Below are 15,006 nucleotides of genomic sequence, written 5' to 3' on the forward strand. Positions count from 1 at the left end.
GGGGAGGACGCATGCGCAAAGCACTCAGATGGGTGCTGTCACTCGTGGTGCTCATAGGCACCGTGGGCTTCACCGGAGCCACGGCCGCCACCGCCGCCACACCCGAGGCCACCGCCGCCAGGACGGACATCAAGGACCGGCTCCTCGCCATCAAGGGCATGAGCCTCATCGAGGAGAAGCCGTACGACGGGTACCGCTTCTTCGTCCTGAACTACCGCCAGCCGGTCGACCACCGGCACCCCTCCAAGGGCACCTTCCAGCAGCGCATCACCGTGCTGCACAAGGACACCGCCCGGCCCACCGTCTTCCACACCTCGGGCTACGGCCTGAACACCAACCCGGGCCGCTCCGAGCCCACCCGCGTCATCGACGGCAACCAGGTCTCCATGGAGTACCGCTTCTTCACGCCGTCGCGCCCGGCCCCGGCCGACTGGAAGAAGCTCGACATCTGGCAGGCCGCCAGCGACCAGCACCGCATCTTCAAGGCCCTGAAGCCGATCTACACGAAGAAGTGGCTGTCCACCGGCGCCTCCAAGGGCGGCATGACCGCCACCTACTTCGAGCGCTTCTACCCGCGTGACATGGACGGCGTCGTCGCGTACGTCGCGCCCAACGACGTGAACAACAAGGAAGACTCCGCCTACGACCGCTTCCTCGCGACCGTCGGCACCAAGGAGTGCCGGACGAAGATCGAGGCCGCGCAGCGCGAGGCGCTGGTGCGCCGCGAGCCCCTCGAGAAGCTGTACGCCGCCTACGCGGCCGACAACGGCTACACCTTCAAGACCGTCGGCAACCTCGACAAGGCCTTCGAGGCCGTCGTGCTCGACGTCAACTGGGGCTTCTGGCAGTACCAGCAGTCGGCCACCGCCTGCGCGAAGGTGCCCGTCGCCGCGACGGTCAGCGACCAGGCCCTGTTCGACTGGATCGAGCAGGTCGGCGGCTGGTCCTCCTACGCCGACCAGGGCCTGGAGTACTACACGCCGTACTACTACCAGGCCGGTACGCAGCTGGGCTCGCCCGACATCAAGCAGCCCTGGCTCGGCGACCTGAGCCGCTACGGCTACCAGCCGCCGCGGAACTTCGTGCCGCGCGAGATCCCGATGCGCTTCCAGAAGCACGCCATGAAGGACGTCGACCGCTGGGTGCGGCACAACTCCCACCGGATGATGTTCGTGTACGGCCAGAACGACCCGTGGGGCGCGGAGCCGTTCCGCCCCGCGCGCGGGGCGAAGCACGACTCCCACGTCTTCACGGCGCCGGGCGCCAACCACGAGGCGAACGTCGCCGGGCTCACGTCCGCCGACAAGGCCAAGGCCACGGAGCGCATCCTCGCCTGGGCCGGCGTGCCCACGGCGAAGCCGGCTCCGTACGACGCGAAGCTCGACCGCGAGCGCAAGCACCAGATGACGCTGCGGCCGTAACCCTCGCGGGCGCCGGAGGGGCTGGATCTATCAGCCCGTCCGGCGTTCTACGGCGCGTACGAAAGGCCGTGGCCGACCGGGTACAGCACCTGCCCGGGAGCGTCCGGGCGCGGCACGGGCACCGGCAGGCGGCCCATGGGCCGGGCGCGCCCCGCGACCACGCGGGCGGCGGCGCGCAGTTCGACGTCGGTCCAGGAGTAGGTGGCGAGGGCGGCGGCCGTGCCCGGCAGGTCCTGCGGGGTGCGGACGGCGAGGGTGACCACGGGCACGCCGGTGGCGGCGAGCGCGGCGACGAGGCCGTGCTGCGCGTCGCCCTCCGTGACGTCGTACGCCGTGACGAGCACCGCGGCACGCCCCGCGGCGGCGGCCACCGCCTCGTCGACGACGTCCTTGCCGGGCTCGCTTCCCGTGCTCAACGCGGTCACGGAGAAGCCGAGTTCCGTGAGAGCGGCGGCGAGTACGGCGGTCGGCGGCCCTGTCGTGCCGGACGGTGAGACCGGGTCGGCGCCGACGACGAGCAGGTCGCGATGGGTGCCGGGGGACAGCGGGAGCAGGCCGCCGTCGTTGCGCAGGAGGGTGGTCGTACGGTCGGCGATGCGGTCGGCGGCGGCGCGGTGGTCGACGCTGCCGACGACCTCGTCGACGCCGTCGAGGGAGACGTACGGATCGTCGAAGAGGCCGAGCTTCGCCTTGAGTTCGAGGACGCGAAGCACGGAGGCGTCGAGGCGCTCCTCGCTCAGCTCGCCCTCGCGCACGGCCCGTAGGACCGCGTTCCAGGCGAGTTCCGGCTGCGGCGGGTTCAGGAGCTGGTCGACGCCCGCCTTCAGGGCGAGCACGGCCACGCGGTCGTCGCCGTACTTGGTGCGCACGCCCCGCATGGACAGCGAGTCGGTGACGATCAGGCCCTGGTGACCGAGCTGTTCGCGCAGCACGCCCGTGACGATCGGGTACGAGAGGGTCGCCGGGTCGAGCGCCGAATCGAGGGCGGGCACGACGAGGTGCGCGGTCATCACGGCGTCGACCCCGGCGGCGAGCGCGGCGCGGAACGGCGGGGCGTCGAGCCGCTCCCACTGCTCGCGGCTGTGGTGGATGTGCGGGAGCGCGGTGTGGCTGTCGGTCTCGGTGTCGCCGTGGCCGGGGAAGTGCTTGGCGGCCGTGGCGACCCCGGCGCTCCGGTAGCCCTCGATCTGGGCGGTCACGAAGCCGGAGACGGCGTCGGGGGCCGCGCCGAAGGAGCGTACGCCGATGACGGGGTTGGCCGGGTTCACGTTCACGTCGGCGGACGGCGCGTAGTTCTGGAGGACGCCGAGCGCGCGCAGTTCGGCCCCGGCGATGCGGGCGGCCTCGCGCACGTCGTCGTGGGAACCGCCCGCGCCGAGCGCCATCGCGCCCGGAAGGAGCGTGGCGGGCGCGCCGACGCGGGCGACGACGCCGTGCTCCTGGTCGATGGTGAGGAGCAGCGGCACGCCGGGCGACTGCCCGACGGCGGCGCGCTGGACGTCGTTGGACAGGGTGGCGAGCTGGCGCGGGTCACGGGTGTTGTGGGCCCAGCCGAAGTAGATGAGCCCGCCGGGCCGGTACTTGGCGACGGCCTCGGCGGCCGTGCGCACGCCCAGCTCCCGCTCGTTGGCCTCGATGTCGGCCTGGTCCGGTTCGGTGGCGTGGTGTCCGTACACGTGCAGGACGAAGAGCTGGCCGACCTTCTCCTCCAGCGTCATGCGGGCCAGGAGCGCGCGCGGGTCGTCCACGGTGACAGGGGCAGCGTCAAGAGAGTCGTGAGGCACCTGCCACGGATATCCCGTGGCGTGCGGCGGGTCAAGGCTCCGGCCCCGGGGGAGGGCGCCGCCACCGGCGCAATGGAGGGGGCGCACCGGTGGCGGCGTGCTGCCGGCCGCGGGCGGCGGAGAGGGAGGTCAGCGCTCGCAGCCAGCAGCGATGCCGACACCGCCTCACGGAGACTCTCCGGCAGCGTGCCCGTTGGACGATCGGGCCGCCCACCGGGTTCCCCAGGGGGCGCGGAAGGCGGGAAGTCGGTGCGGGCGGTGAGGGTGGGGCGGGCGGGCCGCTCAACCGGCCCGTACGGGGGCGTCGTCGGGCCACGCCTCTTGCAGCACCCGCACGGTCTCCGCGATGGCGGGCCGCCGCGCGGCGCCGGTCCGCCACACCGCGTACAGCCTGCGCAGCGGCTGCGGGTCGAGGCGCACCGCGACCACGCCGGGCGGCAGCGGGCCGCGCCCGAGGCGGGGCAGCAGCGCGATGCCGAGCCCGGCGGCGACGAGCGCGATCAGCGTGGGGTTCTCCTCGGCCTGGTGCACGATGTCCATCTCGCACCCGGCGGCCCGCATGGTCCGCACCAGCCAGTCGTGGCAGATCTGCCCCGGCGGCTGCGAGACCCAGCGTTCGCCCTTCAGGTCGGTGCGGCGCACCGACTCCCGGCCCGCGAGCGGATGCCCCTCGGGGACCAGCAGGTCGCACAGGTCGTCGCCGATCACGGCCTGGTCGACGCCCGGCGGCGTGGCCAGCGGGGTGATGTCCCAGTCGTGCACGACGGCGAGGTCCACGACGCCCTTGGCGACGAGGTCGACCGACAGGTGCGGCTCGACCTCGGAGAGCCGGGCGTCGAGCGCCGGGTGGCGCCGCGCCAGCTCGGCGAGGACACCGGGCAGCAGGCCGCGGGCCGCGGAGGCGAACGCCATGATGGTCAGCCGCCCCGCGGGCAGGCCGCGCCGCTCCTCCAGCTCCGTCTCCGCGCGCTCCATGATGGCCAGCAACTCCCGTGCCGTGGCGGCGAGATGCAGCGCCTCCTCGGTGAGCGCGACGCCCCGCCCCCGGCGTTCGAGGAGGGTCGTGCGGGTCTCCCGCTCCAGCTTGGCGATCTGCTGGGAGACGGCGGACGGTGTGTAGCCGAGCGCGGCGGCGGCCGCGCCCACCGTCCCGTGCACGGCCACGGCGTGCAGCGCCTTCAGTCGGCCCAGATCGAGCAAGGCGTCCTCCTCGGATCGCGAACGACGCGCCGGGTCGGCGCGCACGAGCACCACGCGCGGGCGTCACGGTGGGCGTCACGCACGGTATGCCTAAGCAGTGCTAAATCCAATCATGAAGAAATTCGTGCTGGTGCTACACACTTCCCGCGGGTGATCCTCGGACGCATGCGTCCCACCCACATCTGCCTAGCCGTGCTCGTCGCCGCCATCTGGGGCGTCAACTTCGTGGTGATCGACATCGGCCTCGACCACTTCCCGCCGCTGCTCTTCTCGGCCCTGCGCTTCCTCGTCGCCGCGCTGCCCGCGGTGTTCTTCGTCGGCCGCCCCAAGGTCGCCTGGAAGTGGCTGATCGGGGTGGGACTTTCCCTGGGCGTGGCCAAGTTCGGCCTGCTGTTCATCGGCATGGACGCGGGCATGCCCGCGGGCCTGTCCTCCCTGGTGCTCCAGATCCAGGCGGTCTTCACCGCGCTCATCGCCTTCGCCGTCCTCGGCGAAGTCCCTTCGCGCATACGCGTGGTGGGCATGGCCGTGGCCCTCGCGGGCATCGGTGCGGCGGCGGTCGACGAGGGCGCCTCCGGACCCCTGACCGCCTTCGGCCTGACGGTCGCGGCCGCCGCCTGCTGGGGCGTGTCGAACGTCCTCACCCGCAAGGCGGCGCCTCCCGACGCCCTGAACTTCATGGTGTGGGTGAGCACGGTCCCCGTCCTGCCCCTGCTCGCCCTCTCGCTGCTCTTCGAGGGCCCGACCCGCGACCTCGACGCGCTGCGCTCCCTGGACTGGCAGGGCGTCGCCGCCCTCGTCTGCGTGGCCTGGGTCGCGACGGTCTTCGGCTTCGGCACCTGGGGCTGTCTGCTGCGCCGCTACCCCGCGTCGACCGTGGCGCCCTTCACGCTCCTGGTCCCGGTCTTCGGCATGTCGTCGTCGGCGCTGTTCCTCGGCGAGTCGGTGAGCGGCCTCCAGTACTGCGCGGCGGCCCTCCTGGTCGGCGGCGTCGCGCTGACCTCCCTCGCCCGGCCGCCGAAGCCCCCGGCGTACGCTGCGCCCATACCCGCCGCCACGAAGGAACCCGCCACCCCGGTATGACCACCGAGCGAGCCCTGCGCCCCGTCGACCTGGCCCGCCTCGCGGGCGTCTCCACCCAGCTGATCCGCGACTACGCCGACGCGGGCATCCTGCCGCCCACCGAGCGCACCCCGTCCGGCTACCGCCGCTTCCACCCGGTGCACGCCCGGGCCCTCCAGACCTACCGCGCGCTGGCCAGGGGCTTCGGCCCGGGCACCGCCCGGGGGATCATGCGCGCGGTGCACGCGGACGACGTTTCCGCCGCCCTGGCCCTGGTGGACGCCGCGCACGCCGAGCTGCACGCCCGGCGCGAGGCCCTGCGGGCGACGGCGGAGGCGCTCCGGGCGGTGGCGGGCGAGGCGCTGGAGGCAGGCGGGTCCCTGCCGGGGCTCCGGACCCGGACCCCGCTCACCGTCTCGGAGGCGGCGGCCCGGGTGGGCGTCCGCCCCTCGGCGCTCCGTGTGTGGGAGGCGGCGGGCCTGCTCGCACCCGCCCGGGAGCGCGGCACCCGCTACCGCCGCTACAGCGCGGCGGACCTCCGCGAGGCCCGCATGATCAGCCTGCTCCGCCAGGCCCGCTACCCCCTGGCCCAGATCCGCCCGGTGCTCGAGGGCCTGCGTGAGGCGGGCGACACCGAGGCGCTGCGCGCGGCGCTCGACAGCAGGACGCGGGACCTCACCCGCGCGTCCCGGGCCGCCCTGGAAGGCGCGAGCCGCCTGCACGCGTACGTGGCGGACGCACGGGCCGAGGACCCGCCCGGCTAGGCGCCCTCGCTCACAAGGCGGGCGAGCAGCTCCCGCCCGGCGCCGAGCAATTCGGGGAGCGGCGCGGCATCCTCGTACCACCGCTTCTCGTACTCCCAGCACAGCCACCCGTCCCAGCCGCGCCGCCCGAGCAGTTCCACGCACTCGGCCACCGGAAGGACCCCCGCGCCCAGGGCGAGGGGAGTGGTGTCGTCGGGGCTCCCGACGTCCTTCACCTGCACGTACCCCAGGTAGGGCCCGAGCGCGGCGAAGGTCTCGGCGACGTCCTCGCCGCCCAGCCAGGTGTGCATGAGGTCCCACAGGGCCCCGGCGTGCAGATGCCCGACGGCACCGAGCACGCGCGCGGCGTCGGCCCCGGTGCGGTGCGAGTCGTGGGTCTCCATCAGGACCCGTACGCCCGCGTCGGCGGCGAACTCGGCGGCGACCCCCAGCCGCCGGGCGGCGACGGCGTCGGCGTCCTCGCGCTCCCCGCCGCCGGGAAAGACACGGACGAACGGAGCCCCCAGGTCCCGGGCCAGCTCGACGAGCCCCCGGACCTCGTCGAGCACCACGTCATCGGCGTCGTCGGAGGCGAGCCGCGCATAGCCGGCGACGCCCACCAGGGACACCCCGGCGTCCTTGAACGCGGTGACCACATCGGCCCGTTCGCCGGGCCCGATCCCCGGGTGCACGGGTTCCTCGGGATGCGCGCGCAGCTCGACGCCGTGGTAGCCGTGCGTGGTGGCGAGGCGGAGCACGTCCGCGACGGGCAGGCCGGGCACGCCGAGCGTGGAGAAGGCGAGTTTCATGGCCGGGACCCTATCCAGAACGCCGGACGTCATTCGTCCCCGAGCGGAAGCCGCCAGTCCTGCCCCACCAGATCCACGCCGAACGACCGGTGGGGGCTCTCCTCCACCAGGACGAACCCGTGCCGCTCATAGATCCCCCGGGCGGAGGCCAGTACGTCGTTGGTCCACAGGACCACTTCCCGGTAGCCGACGCCCCGAGCGAACCCGACCACGGCCCGCACCAGCCGGTCCCCGACCCCCAGCCCCCGCACATCGGGCTCGACGAGGAGCAACCGCAGCCGCGCGACCCCCGGCGCCTCGTCCCGCACGCACATCACGCACCCCACGGGCCGCCCGTCCAAATCGGCGATCCACACCCGCTCCACATGCGGATCGTGATCCTGGGCGAAGTCGGCGACGATCCGCGCGACGAGCCCCTCATAGTCCGCGTTCCACCCGAACTCGGTCGCGTAGAGGGCGCCGTTGCGCTGCACGATCCACCCCAGGTCGCCGGCCCCCGGCTCCCGCAGCAGCACGTCCGCGCCCTCGGGCGCGCGCCGCTTCCCCAGCACGTCCCGCACCACTCCCATGGCCGCGACGAGCCGCTCCCGCTCGGCCGCGCTCACGCCGCCCAGGAGCACCCCCACGGCCTCCCGCGACCGCTCGTCCAGCAGATCGGCCGCCTGCCGCCCGCGCGCCGTCAATGTCACCCGCCGCCGCCGGGAGTCCCGCTCCGAGGGCGCCCGCTCCACCAGGCCGTCCTCCTCGAACCGCGCCAGGATGCGGCTCAAGTACCCGGCGTCCAGCGAAAGTTCGGTCCTCAGATCCACGGCATCGGTACGCGTCGAGTGCGCGAGTTCGTACAGCACGCGCGACTCGGTCAGCGTGTACGGGGCGTACAGATGGCGGCTGTAGTCCAGGGCGCCGATGAGGTTCGTGTAGAAGCGGTTGAACGCGCGGATCTCCTGAACACTCACGAGCACCCCAGAGGTTGACTCAGTCAGAGAAAAAGCGTAAGCCCGCACAAGCCCCACCACCACCCCACTTGAGACTTTTCAGCCGAGCACCCACCTCCCACCCGGCAAAAGTCCCCACAGCAACTCCAATGAAACGATGGAAGCCATGAGATTCCACCTGGAAGTCGAATGCGATGAGACGGCCCTCGACGAGACGACGTACCGCGAGCTGTCCCGGATCCTGCGCTACTGGGCGGGCAACCTGCACCACTACGAACTGGCCCCCGGCATGACGGCGAAGATCTACGACTCCACGTACAAGGAATGCGGCAGCTGGACGATCAACCACTGATCACGGCCGGACGCCGACGAACGGAAGGGGACGCGGCGGTATGTCCGCCCGGAGCACAGCAACACGGGCGCCCCGCGGGGGAGTCCACCCCGGGCGAGTGACGGCGAGGACGGACATACCGCCGTGGCCCCGACCCCACGACGGGCCAGGCGCGAAGCACGGCGGGGAAGGCGAACGCGTAGGGAACCAAGCACAAGTGGGAACCGCAAGCCGCATCAAACGGCTCGGCCCCCGCCAGGCGCCCCCGTAGACCCCCGGACCATCAACTCCCCATGCACCGTGGCGATCCCCCCGGGCGGCTCCTCCTCCCGCCCCATGGCGATCCGCCCGGCCCGGGCCCCCGCCTCGTACAGCGGCAGCCGCACCGTGGTGAGCGCGGGCACCGCGTCCACGCTGAACGGCAGATCGTCGAACCCGGCGACGGACACGTCCCGGGGAATCGAAAGGCCCCGGTCCCGCAGGGCGGCGCACGCCCCCAGCGCCACGGTGTCGTTCGCCGCGACGACGGCGGTCAACTCGGGCTCGCGGCGCAGGAGTTCGACCGTGGCGTCGTAGCCGGACCGCCGGTCGTAGGGCCCGTGCAGCGTGAGGCGGGGATCGTCCGGGAGCCCGGCCGCCGCGAGGGCGTCCTGGTGGCCTTCGAGCCGGTGCCGCGTGGTGGTCCGGTCCACGGGCCCCGCCACATACCCCACGCGCCGGTGCCCGAGCCCGAGCACGTGCTCGGTGAGCCGCCGCCCCCCGCCCCGGTTGTCGAACGTGAGGGCCACGGAGTCCGGCGCCCCCTCGGCCGGAGGCCGCCCGCAGAGCACGACCCGGGACCCCGCCTCGCAAAGCCGCCGCAGCTTCGCCCCGATGGCGGCGGCGTGCTCGGGATCCTCGCTGGCGCCCCCGGTGAGGACGACGGCGGCGGCCCGCTGCCGCTGGAGCAGCGTCAGATAGGTCAGCTCGCGCTCGGCGGAGCCGCCCGTGTTGCAGACCACGGCCATGCGCTCGCCCCCGGCCCGCCCGCCGGGCCCGCCGATCTCGGACTGCACGGCGCTCGCGATGATGCCGAAGAAGGGGTCGGCGATGTCGTTGACCAGGATGCCGACCAGGTCGGACGTCGCGGCGGCGAGCGAACTGGCGGGCCCGTTGAGCACGTAGTCCAGCTCGTCGACGGCCCGCAGCACGCGCTCGCGCGTGGCGGCGGCGACGGGGTAGTTGCCGTTCAGGACGCGCGAGACGGTGGCGGGGGACACCTGGGCGCGAGCCGCCACGTCCGCCAGGGTCACGGTCATCTGGTGGTCCTCCGGTCCTCCGTCTTGTACGAACGTTGTCCGCAGGCTAGCTTCTCCCCCGTAGAAAGCGCTTGCTACGCCTCACGGGACAGGTGGATCGACGCGGACCTGCCCCCAGAGCCACCCCGGGCCCCAGGGAGGAACTCACGTGACACGCAGGACGGTCCGCATCGCCATGAACGGCGTGACCGGACGGATGGGCCACCACCAGCACCTGGTCCGCTCCCTGCTCGCGCTGCGCGAGGAGGGCGGCCTCGACCTGGGCGACGGCGCCCGGCTGTGGCCGGAGCCGGTCCTGGTGGGCCGCAGGGAGCGGGCGCTGCGCGACCTTGCGGACCGCTACGGCCTGACCGCCTGGTCGACGGACCTGGCCCAGGTCCTGGCCGACCCGGCCGTCGAGGTCTACTTCGACGCGCAGGTGACCTCCGCGCGCGAGGCGGCGCTGCGGCAGGCGATCGCGGCGGGCAAGCACGTCTACACCGAGAAGCCGACCGCGACCACCCTGGACGGGGCCCTCGACCTGGCCCGCCGGGCACGCGCGGCGGGCGTCAAGCACGGCGTGGTCCAGGACAAGCTGTTCCTGCCGGGCCTGTGCAAGCTCAAGCGGCTGCTCGACGGCGGCTTCTTCGGCCGGGTCCTGTCCGTGCGGGGGGAGTTCGGCTACTGGGTGTTCGAGGGTGACTGGCAGGCGGCGCAGCGCCCGTCGTGGAACTACCGGACGCAGGACGGCGGCGGCATCGTCGTGGACATGTTCCCGCACTGGGAGTACGTGCTGCACGAGCTGTTCGGCCGCGTCCGCACGGTCCAGGCGCTGACCGCGACGCACGTGCCGCAGCGCTGGGACGAGCGGGGCAAGCCGTACGACGCGACGGCGGACGACGCGGCGTACGGCATCTTCGAACTGGAGGGCGGCGTGGTCGCGCAGATCAACTCCTCCTGGGCGGTGCGGGTGCACCGCGACGAGCTGGTGGAGTTCCAGGTCGACGGCACCGAGGGCTCGGCGGTCGCGGGCCTGCGCGGCTGCCGCTTCCAGCACCGGGCGGCGACCCCGAAGCCGGTGTGGAACCCGGACCTGCCGTCCGCGCACGCCTTCCGGGAGCAGTGGCAGGAGGTGCCCGACAACGGGGAGTTCGACAACGGCTTCAAGGCCCAGTGGGAGCTGTTCCTCAAGCACGTGTACGCCGACGCGCCCTACCACTGGGACCTGCTGGCCGGCGCCCGCGGCGTGCAGCTCGCGGAGCTGGGCCTGCGCTCGGCGGCGGAGGGCCGCAGGATCGACGTACCGGAGATCGCATGGTGACGCGAAGCGGCGGGACGGACGGCACCGTGCCGACCCGCCCCGGGACGGACGACACCGCGCCGACCCACCCCGGGAGGGGCGACCACAGCCCCGCCCGTGCCCGCACCCTCTTCGCCGCCGCGCACATCGTCGCCGACCCGCGCGCGGACGCGCCCCCGCAGGGCCCGCCCGCCGTCGACTGGGACGCCACGCTGGCGTTCCGCCGGCACCTGTGGGCGCACGGCCTGGGCGTCGCCGACGCGATGGACACCGCGCAGCGCGGCATGGGCCTGGACTGGCCGGGCGCGGCGGAGCTGATCCGGCGCTCGGCGGCGGAGGCGAAGGCGGTGGGCGGCCGTATCGCGTGCGGCGCGGGCACGGACCAACTCGCGCCGCACGCACCCTCCTTGGCGGACGTGCGCGACGCCTACGAGGAGCAGCTCGCCCTCGTCGAGGCGGCGGGCGCGCAGCCCATCCTCATGGCGTCCAGGGCCCTGGCGGCGACGGCGACGGGCCCGGACGACTACCTCTCCCTGTACGGCGGCCTGCTGCGCCAGGTCGCCGAGCCGGTGATCCTGCACTGGCTGGGCCCCATGTTCGACCCGGCCCTTGAGGGCTACTGGGGCAGCCCTGGCCTGGACGCGGCCACGGAGACGTTCCTCCAGGTCATCGCGGCCCACCCGGAGAAGGTGGACGGCGTGAAGATCTCCCTCCTGGACGCCGGCCGCGAGAAGGCCCTGCGCCGCCGCCTGCCGCCCGGCGTCCGCTGCTACACGGGCGACGACTTCCACTACCCCGAGCTGATCGCGGGCGACGGCGACGGCTTCAGCGACGCGCTCCTCGGCGTCTTCGACCCGCTGGCCCCCTTGGTGGCGCGGGCGGCGCGGGCCCTGGACGCCGAAGGGCCCGCCGCGTTCCGCGCGGTCCTCGACCCGACGGTGGCGCTGGCCCGCCACCTCTTCGAGCCCCCCACCCGCTACTACAAGACGGGCGTGGTCCTCCTCGCCTGGCTCGCGGGCCACCAGAGCCACTTCACGATGGTCGGCGGCCTCCAGTCGGCCCGCTCGCTGCCCCACCTCGTCACGGCGTACGAACTGGCCGCGGAGCTGCGCCTGTTCCCCGACCCCGGCCTGGCGGAGCACCGGATGCGCGCGCTCGTCGAAGTCCACGGAGGAACGCGATGACGGCCGCCCCCACGCCCGCGGACCTCAGCGTCAACCAGATGACCGTCAAGCAGCTGTCGCTGCCCGAACTGGTCACCGCCTGCGCCGACTTCGGCATCCGGGGCGTCGGCCTGTGGCGCGAGCCCGTGCGGGCGTACGGCGTGGAGGCCGCGGCGAAGCTCGTGCGTGACGCGGGCCTGACCGTCACCACCCTGTGCCGGGGCGGCTTCCTCACCTCCGCCGAACCGGCGGAGCGCGCCCGCGCCCTCGCCGACAACCGCGCCGCCGTCGACGAGGCGGCGGCGCTCGGCACCGACACGCTCGTCCTGGTCCCCGGCGGCCTCCCGCCCGGCGACCGCGACCTGCCCGCGGCCCGCGCCCGCGTCGGCGCCGCGCTCGCGGAACTCGCCCCGTACGCCGCCGCCCGAGCGGTCCGCCTGGCCGTCGAACCCCTCCACCCCATGTACGCGGCCGACCGCAGCGTCGTCTCCACGCTCGGCCAGGCACTCGCCCTCACCGAAGCCTTCCCCGCGCGGCAGGTGGGCGTCTGCGTGGACACGTACCACCTGTGGTGGGACGACACCGTCCCCGACACCCTCGTGCGGGCGGGCGCGGCGGGCCGTCTGCACGCCTTCCAGCTGGCCGACTGGACGACGCCGCTGCCGCACGGCGCGCTCACCGGCCGCGGCCAGCTCGGGGACGGCGCGGTCGACTTCCCCCACTGGCGCCGCCTGATGCGCCGCGCGGGTTACACGGGCCCCGTCGAGGTCGAACTCTTCAACGACGGCCTGTGGGCGCGGGACGGACGCGAGGTGCTCGCGGAGACGGTGGCGCGCTACCGGCAGGTGTACGAGGGCGGCTGAGCGGACGCCGCCCGCGCGGCGCTACTTCCCGCCGCCGCCCGCCCCGCCCGTGCGACGCGCTACTTCCTGCCGCCGCCCGCCCCGCCCGTGCGACGCGCTACTTCCTGCCGCCGCCCGCCGCGCGCTTGCTGAGGACCGCCAGGGCCACCGGGAGCACCATCTCGATCACCCGGCTCACCGTGGCCTCCGGGAGGCCGGTCTTCTTCGCGACCGCCCTCGCCACCGGCTTGCTCAGCTTGCCGAGCACCCCGCCCGCCATACCGCCGCCGAGCATCCCGCCGAGCCCGGCGCCCAGGGTGGCGACGCCCTGGAGCGGCGGGTCCTCCGCGGGGGCGGGGGCCTGCGCGGCCGCCTCCTCCTGAAGGGGAGCGGACAGGGTGGAGGCCGTGGTGCCCACCACGCTCCGCGCCCCGTCCGTGTCGGTGCCGAGCAGGGTGGCGATCTCCTGGAGCTTGTCGTCACCCAGCTCGTCGAGTACGTCGTTTTCGAATGAGGTGTCACTCATGTACGGAAAGCTACGTCTGGACGTGTTTGTCGGCACGCTGAAATCTTCCGGAGTAACTTTCCGCAGCCGTGCAACCGTTCCCGGGTGTCACGGGTCGTAGTGGGTGTCATGCGCTCCGGAGGGGGGATCTGGGGGGATCCAGTGGGGCGCTGACAAGGGAGGGGAAACCGAGGGGGCCCGGTCGACGGACCGGGCCCCCTCGAAGTGCCCGCACCCCCCCCGCCCGCCGCGCTCAGGCCCCGCACACCCCGCGCCCAGACCGCCTCAGAAGAAGACCCCGCAGGTCAGCAGCACATTCGCATACGGCCGCGCCTCCCCTGTGCGCACGATCAGACGCGCGCCCGCCGACCGCTCCTTCACCTCGGCGTGCGGTACGAAATCCAGCGCGGCCCCCGGGAAACGCTCCACGAGCAGCCCGGCCACCGCCGGATTCGCCGCCCGCGCCTCGACCGCCGCCACCGCACCCTCCACCACCAGCTCCGCGAGCAACCCGTCCAACACCAGCGCGAACGACGGCACCCCCGCCGTGAACGCCAGGTCCACCACCCGCGGACCCACCGGAATCGGCATGCCCGCGTCGCACACCAGCACCCGGTCACCATGGCCCAGCTCCGCGAGCGCCCCCGCGAGATGGCGGTTGAGTATGCCCGCCCGCTTCACCGCGCCGCGCCCGCCCCGCCGAACCCCGCCACCTCGGCACCCGTCGGATACGAGGCCTGCGCGCCCGCCCGCGTCACCGCGAGAGCACCCACCCGCACCGCGTAGCGCGCCGCCGTCGCCAGGTCGTCACCCACACCCAGGCGCCACGCGAGCGCCGCCGTGAACGCGTCCCCGGCACCCGTGGTGTCCACCGCGTCGACCTTCACCGACGGCACCCGCTCGGCCCCCTCACCCGTGGCCACCAGCGCGCCCTCGGCGCCGAGCGTCACCACCACCGAACGCGGACCGAGCGCCAGCAGCCGCCCCGCCCACTCCTCCGGCGAGTCAGGCACCTCCGCGCCCGCGCCCTCCAGGATCACCCGCGCCTCGTGCTCGTTCACGATCAGCGGATCGCAGGCCTCAAGGACCTCCGCCGGCAGCGGCGCCGGCGGCGACGGATTCAGCACCAGACGGGCCCCGGACGCCAGGCCCCTGGCCGCCTCCGCGACCGTCTCCAGCGGGATCTCCAGCTGAAGGGAGACCACCCGCGCCGCCTCGAACAGACCCCGGGCCGCCCGCACGTCGGCGGGCGTGAGCCGCGCGTTCGCGCCCGGCGCCACCACGATGCTGTTGTCACCCGACGGATCCACCGTGATCAGCGCGACCCCGGTCGGCGCGCCGCCCACCAGGACCCCCGCCGTGTCCACACCCGCCGACCCCAGCGAATCCAGGAGCAGCCGCCCGTGCGCGTCGTCGCCGACCCGCGCGAGGAGCGCCGTCCGCGCCCCGAGCCGGGCCGCCGCCACCGCCTGGTTGGCGCCCTTGCCGCCCGGGTGGATGGCCAGGTCGGAGCCGAGGACCGTCTCGCCCGCCCCCGGCCGCCGAGCCACAGCCGTCACCAGGTCGGCGTTGGCCGACCCCACGACCAACAGGTCGTACTCATCCATTCCCGTACTGCCTTTCGCGCTGTTCAC

15 protein-coding genes are annotated in these 15,006 nt (G+C 73.8%); 7 read left to right on the forward strand and 8 right to left on the reverse strand.

Annotated elements, in window-relative coordinates; genetic code table 11:
• Positions 1–11 precede the first annotated feature (11 nt).
• Positions 12–1,421 carry a S28 family serine protease gene (locus AC07GB_RS23520; protein WP_478848454.1) on the forward strand — a complete coding sequence of 470 codons (1,410 nt, stop codon included), beginning with the start codon at positions 12–14 and terminating at the stop codon, positions 1,419–1,421.
• A gap of 47 nt (positions 1,422–1,468) precedes the next feature.
• Here AC07GB_RS23520 and AC07GB_RS23525 read toward each other — a convergent pair whose 3' ends face one another.
• A complete protein-coding gene (locus AC07GB_RS23525) occupies positions 1,469–3,292 on the reverse strand; it encodes a glycoside hydrolase family 3 protein (protein ID WP_478848456.1) in 1,824 nt (607 codons plus the stop codon).
• 195 nt (positions 3,293–3,487) lie between these two features.
• Positions 3,488–4,405: a LysR family transcriptional regulator gene (locus AC07GB_RS23530; protein WP_478848458.1), complete on the reverse strand. Its 918-nt coding sequence runs from the start codon at positions 4,403–4,405 to the stop codon at positions 3,488–3,490.
• 165 nt (positions 4,406–4,570) lie between these two features.
• On the opposite strand from AC07GB_RS23530, the gene AC07GB_RS23535 reads away from it, so the two are divergent.
• Together AC07GB_RS23535 and AC07GB_RS23540 are read left to right on the forward strand one after the other, a co-directional pair.
• A complete protein-coding gene (locus AC07GB_RS23535; protein ID WP_478848460.1) occupies positions 4,571–5,488 on the forward strand; it encodes an EamA family transporter in 918 nt (305 codons plus the stop codon).
• Positions 5,485–6,231 carry a MerR family transcriptional regulator gene (locus tag AC07GB_RS23540; protein WP_478848462.1) on the forward strand — a complete coding sequence of 249 codons (747 nt, stop codon included), beginning with the start codon at positions 5,485–5,487 and terminating at the stop codon, positions 6,229–6,231. Before AC07GB_RS23535 ends, AC07GB_RS23540 begins: the two co-directional genes overlap by 4 nt.
• Here the strand turns inward: AC07GB_RS23540 and AC07GB_RS23545 are convergent.
• Complete coding sequence (locus AC07GB_RS23545) at positions 6,228–7,019, reverse strand: sugar phosphate isomerase/epimerase family protein (RefSeq protein WP_478848464.1); 792 nt, start codon at positions 7,017–7,019, stop codon at positions 6,228–6,230. The two genes, AC07GB_RS23540 and AC07GB_RS23545, sit on opposite strands and share 4 nt — an antisense overlap.
• Before the next feature lie 29 nt (positions 7,020–7,048).
• A complete protein-coding gene (locus tag AC07GB_RS23550; RefSeq protein ID WP_478848466.1) occupies positions 7,049–7,975 on the reverse strand; it encodes a bifunctional helix-turn-helix transcriptional regulator/GNAT family N-acetyltransferase in 927 nt (308 codons plus the stop codon).
• A gap of 136 nt (positions 7,976–8,111) precedes the next feature.
• Between AC07GB_RS23550 and AC07GB_RS23555 the strand changes: the two genes are divergently transcribed.
• Positions 8,112–8,306 carry a hypothetical protein gene (locus AC07GB_RS23555; protein WP_478848468.1) on the forward strand — a complete coding sequence of 65 codons (195 nt, stop codon included), beginning with the start codon at positions 8,112–8,114 and terminating at the stop codon, positions 8,304–8,306.
• 215 nt (positions 8,307–8,521) lie between these two features.
• Here the strand turns inward: AC07GB_RS23555 and AC07GB_RS23560 are convergent, their stop codons facing one another.
• Positions 8,522–9,583 carry a LacI family DNA-binding transcriptional regulator gene (locus AC07GB_RS23560; protein ID WP_478848470.1) on the reverse strand — a complete coding sequence of 354 codons (1,062 nt, stop codon included), beginning with the start codon at positions 9,581–9,583 and terminating at the stop codon, positions 8,522–8,524.
• Between the two features lie 148 nt (positions 9,584–9,731).
• Between AC07GB_RS23560 and AC07GB_RS23565 the strand changes: the two genes are divergently transcribed.
• From AC07GB_RS23565 to AC07GB_RS23575, 3 genes are read left to right on the forward strand one after another with little or no spacing between them, the layout of a single operon-like run.
• Positions 9,732–10,883 (forward strand): Gfo/Idh/MocA family protein, encoded by a 1,152-nt coding sequence (locus tag AC07GB_RS23565; protein WP_478848472.1) that lies wholly within the window; start codon positions 9,732–9,734, stop codon positions 10,881–10,883.
• Positions 10,877–12,046, forward strand: a complete 1,170-nt coding sequence (locus AC07GB_RS23570; RefSeq protein WP_478848474.1) for a dihydrodipicolinate synthase family protein — start codon at positions 10,877–10,879, stop codon at positions 12,044–12,046. Before AC07GB_RS23565 ends, AC07GB_RS23570 begins: the two co-directional genes overlap by 7 nt.
• Positions 12,043–12,888 (forward strand): sugar phosphate isomerase/epimerase family protein, encoded by an 846-nt coding sequence (locus AC07GB_RS23575; RefSeq protein WP_478848476.1) that lies wholly within the window; start codon positions 12,043–12,045, stop codon positions 12,886–12,888. The genes AC07GB_RS23570 and AC07GB_RS23575 overlap by 4 nt, the downstream gene beginning before the upstream one ends.
• Before the next feature lie 97 nt (positions 12,889–12,985).
• Here AC07GB_RS23575 and AC07GB_RS23580 read toward each other — a convergent pair whose 3' ends face one another.
• The 3 genes from AC07GB_RS23580 to AC07GB_RS23590 form a co-directional block, all read right to left on the reverse strand.
• Positions 12,986–13,393 carry a DUF937 domain-containing protein gene (locus AC07GB_RS23580; protein ID WP_478848478.1) on the reverse strand — a complete coding sequence of 136 codons (408 nt, stop codon included), beginning with the start codon at positions 13,391–13,393 and terminating at the stop codon, positions 12,986–12,988.
• Between the two features lie 264 nt (positions 13,394–13,657).
• Entirely contained in the window at positions 13,658–14,053 is a 396-nt protein-coding gene (rbsD, locus tag AC07GB_RS23585; protein ID WP_478848480.1) for a D-ribose pyranase, read from the reverse strand.
• On the reverse strand, positions 14,050–14,979 hold the full coding sequence (locus AC07GB_RS23590) for a ribokinase (protein ID WP_478848482.1): 930 nt from the start codon (positions 14,977–14,979) through the stop codon (positions 14,050–14,052). Before AC07GB_RS23590 ends, rbsD begins: the two co-directional genes overlap by 4 nt.
• Between the last annotated feature and the right edge of the window lie 27 nt (positions 14,980–15,006).

Source organism: Streptomyces sp. NPDC045778 (genome assembly GCF_056431945.1).

Excerpts from the sequence above, each read along its gene's own strand:
- AC07GB_RS23520 (WP_478848454.1), top strand. The coding sequence starts at position 12 with ATGCGCAAAGCACTCAGATGGGTGCTGTCACTCGTGGTGCTCATAGGC.
- AC07GB_RS23535 (WP_478848460.1), top strand. The coding sequence starts at position 4,571 with ATGCGTCCCACCCACATCTGCCTAGCCGTGCTCGTCGCCGCCATCTGG.
- AC07GB_RS23540 (WP_478848462.1), top strand. The coding sequence starts at position 5,485 with ATGACCACCGAGCGAGCCCTGCGCCCCGTCGACCTGGCCCGCCTCGCG.
- AC07GB_RS23545 (WP_478848464.1), bottom strand. The coding sequence starts at position 7,019 with ATGAAACTCGCCTTCTCCACGCTCGGCGTGCCCGGCCTGCCCGTCGCG.
- AC07GB_RS23555 (WP_478848468.1), top strand. The coding sequence starts at position 8,112 with ATGGAAGCCATGAGATTCCACCTGGAAGTCGAATGCGATGAGACGGCC.
- AC07GB_RS23560 (WP_478848470.1), bottom strand. The coding sequence starts at position 9,583 with ATGACCGTGACCCTGGCGGACGTGGCGGCTCGCGCCCAGGTGTCCCCC.
- AC07GB_RS23570 (WP_478848474.1), top strand. The coding sequence starts at position 10,877 with ATGGTGACGCGAAGCGGCGGGACGGACGGCACCGTGCCGACCCGCCCC.
- AC07GB_RS23575 (WP_478848476.1), top strand. The coding sequence starts at position 12,043 with ATGACGGCCGCCCCCACGCCCGCGGACCTCAGCGTCAACCAGATGACC.
- AC07GB_RS23580 (WP_478848478.1), bottom strand. The coding sequence starts at position 13,393 with ATGAGTGACACCTCATTCGAAAACGACGTACTCGACGAGCTGGGTGAC.
- AC07GB_RS23590 (WP_478848482.1), bottom strand. The coding sequence starts at position 14,979 with ATGGATGAGTACGACCTGTTGGTCGTGGGGTCGGCCAACGCCGACCTG.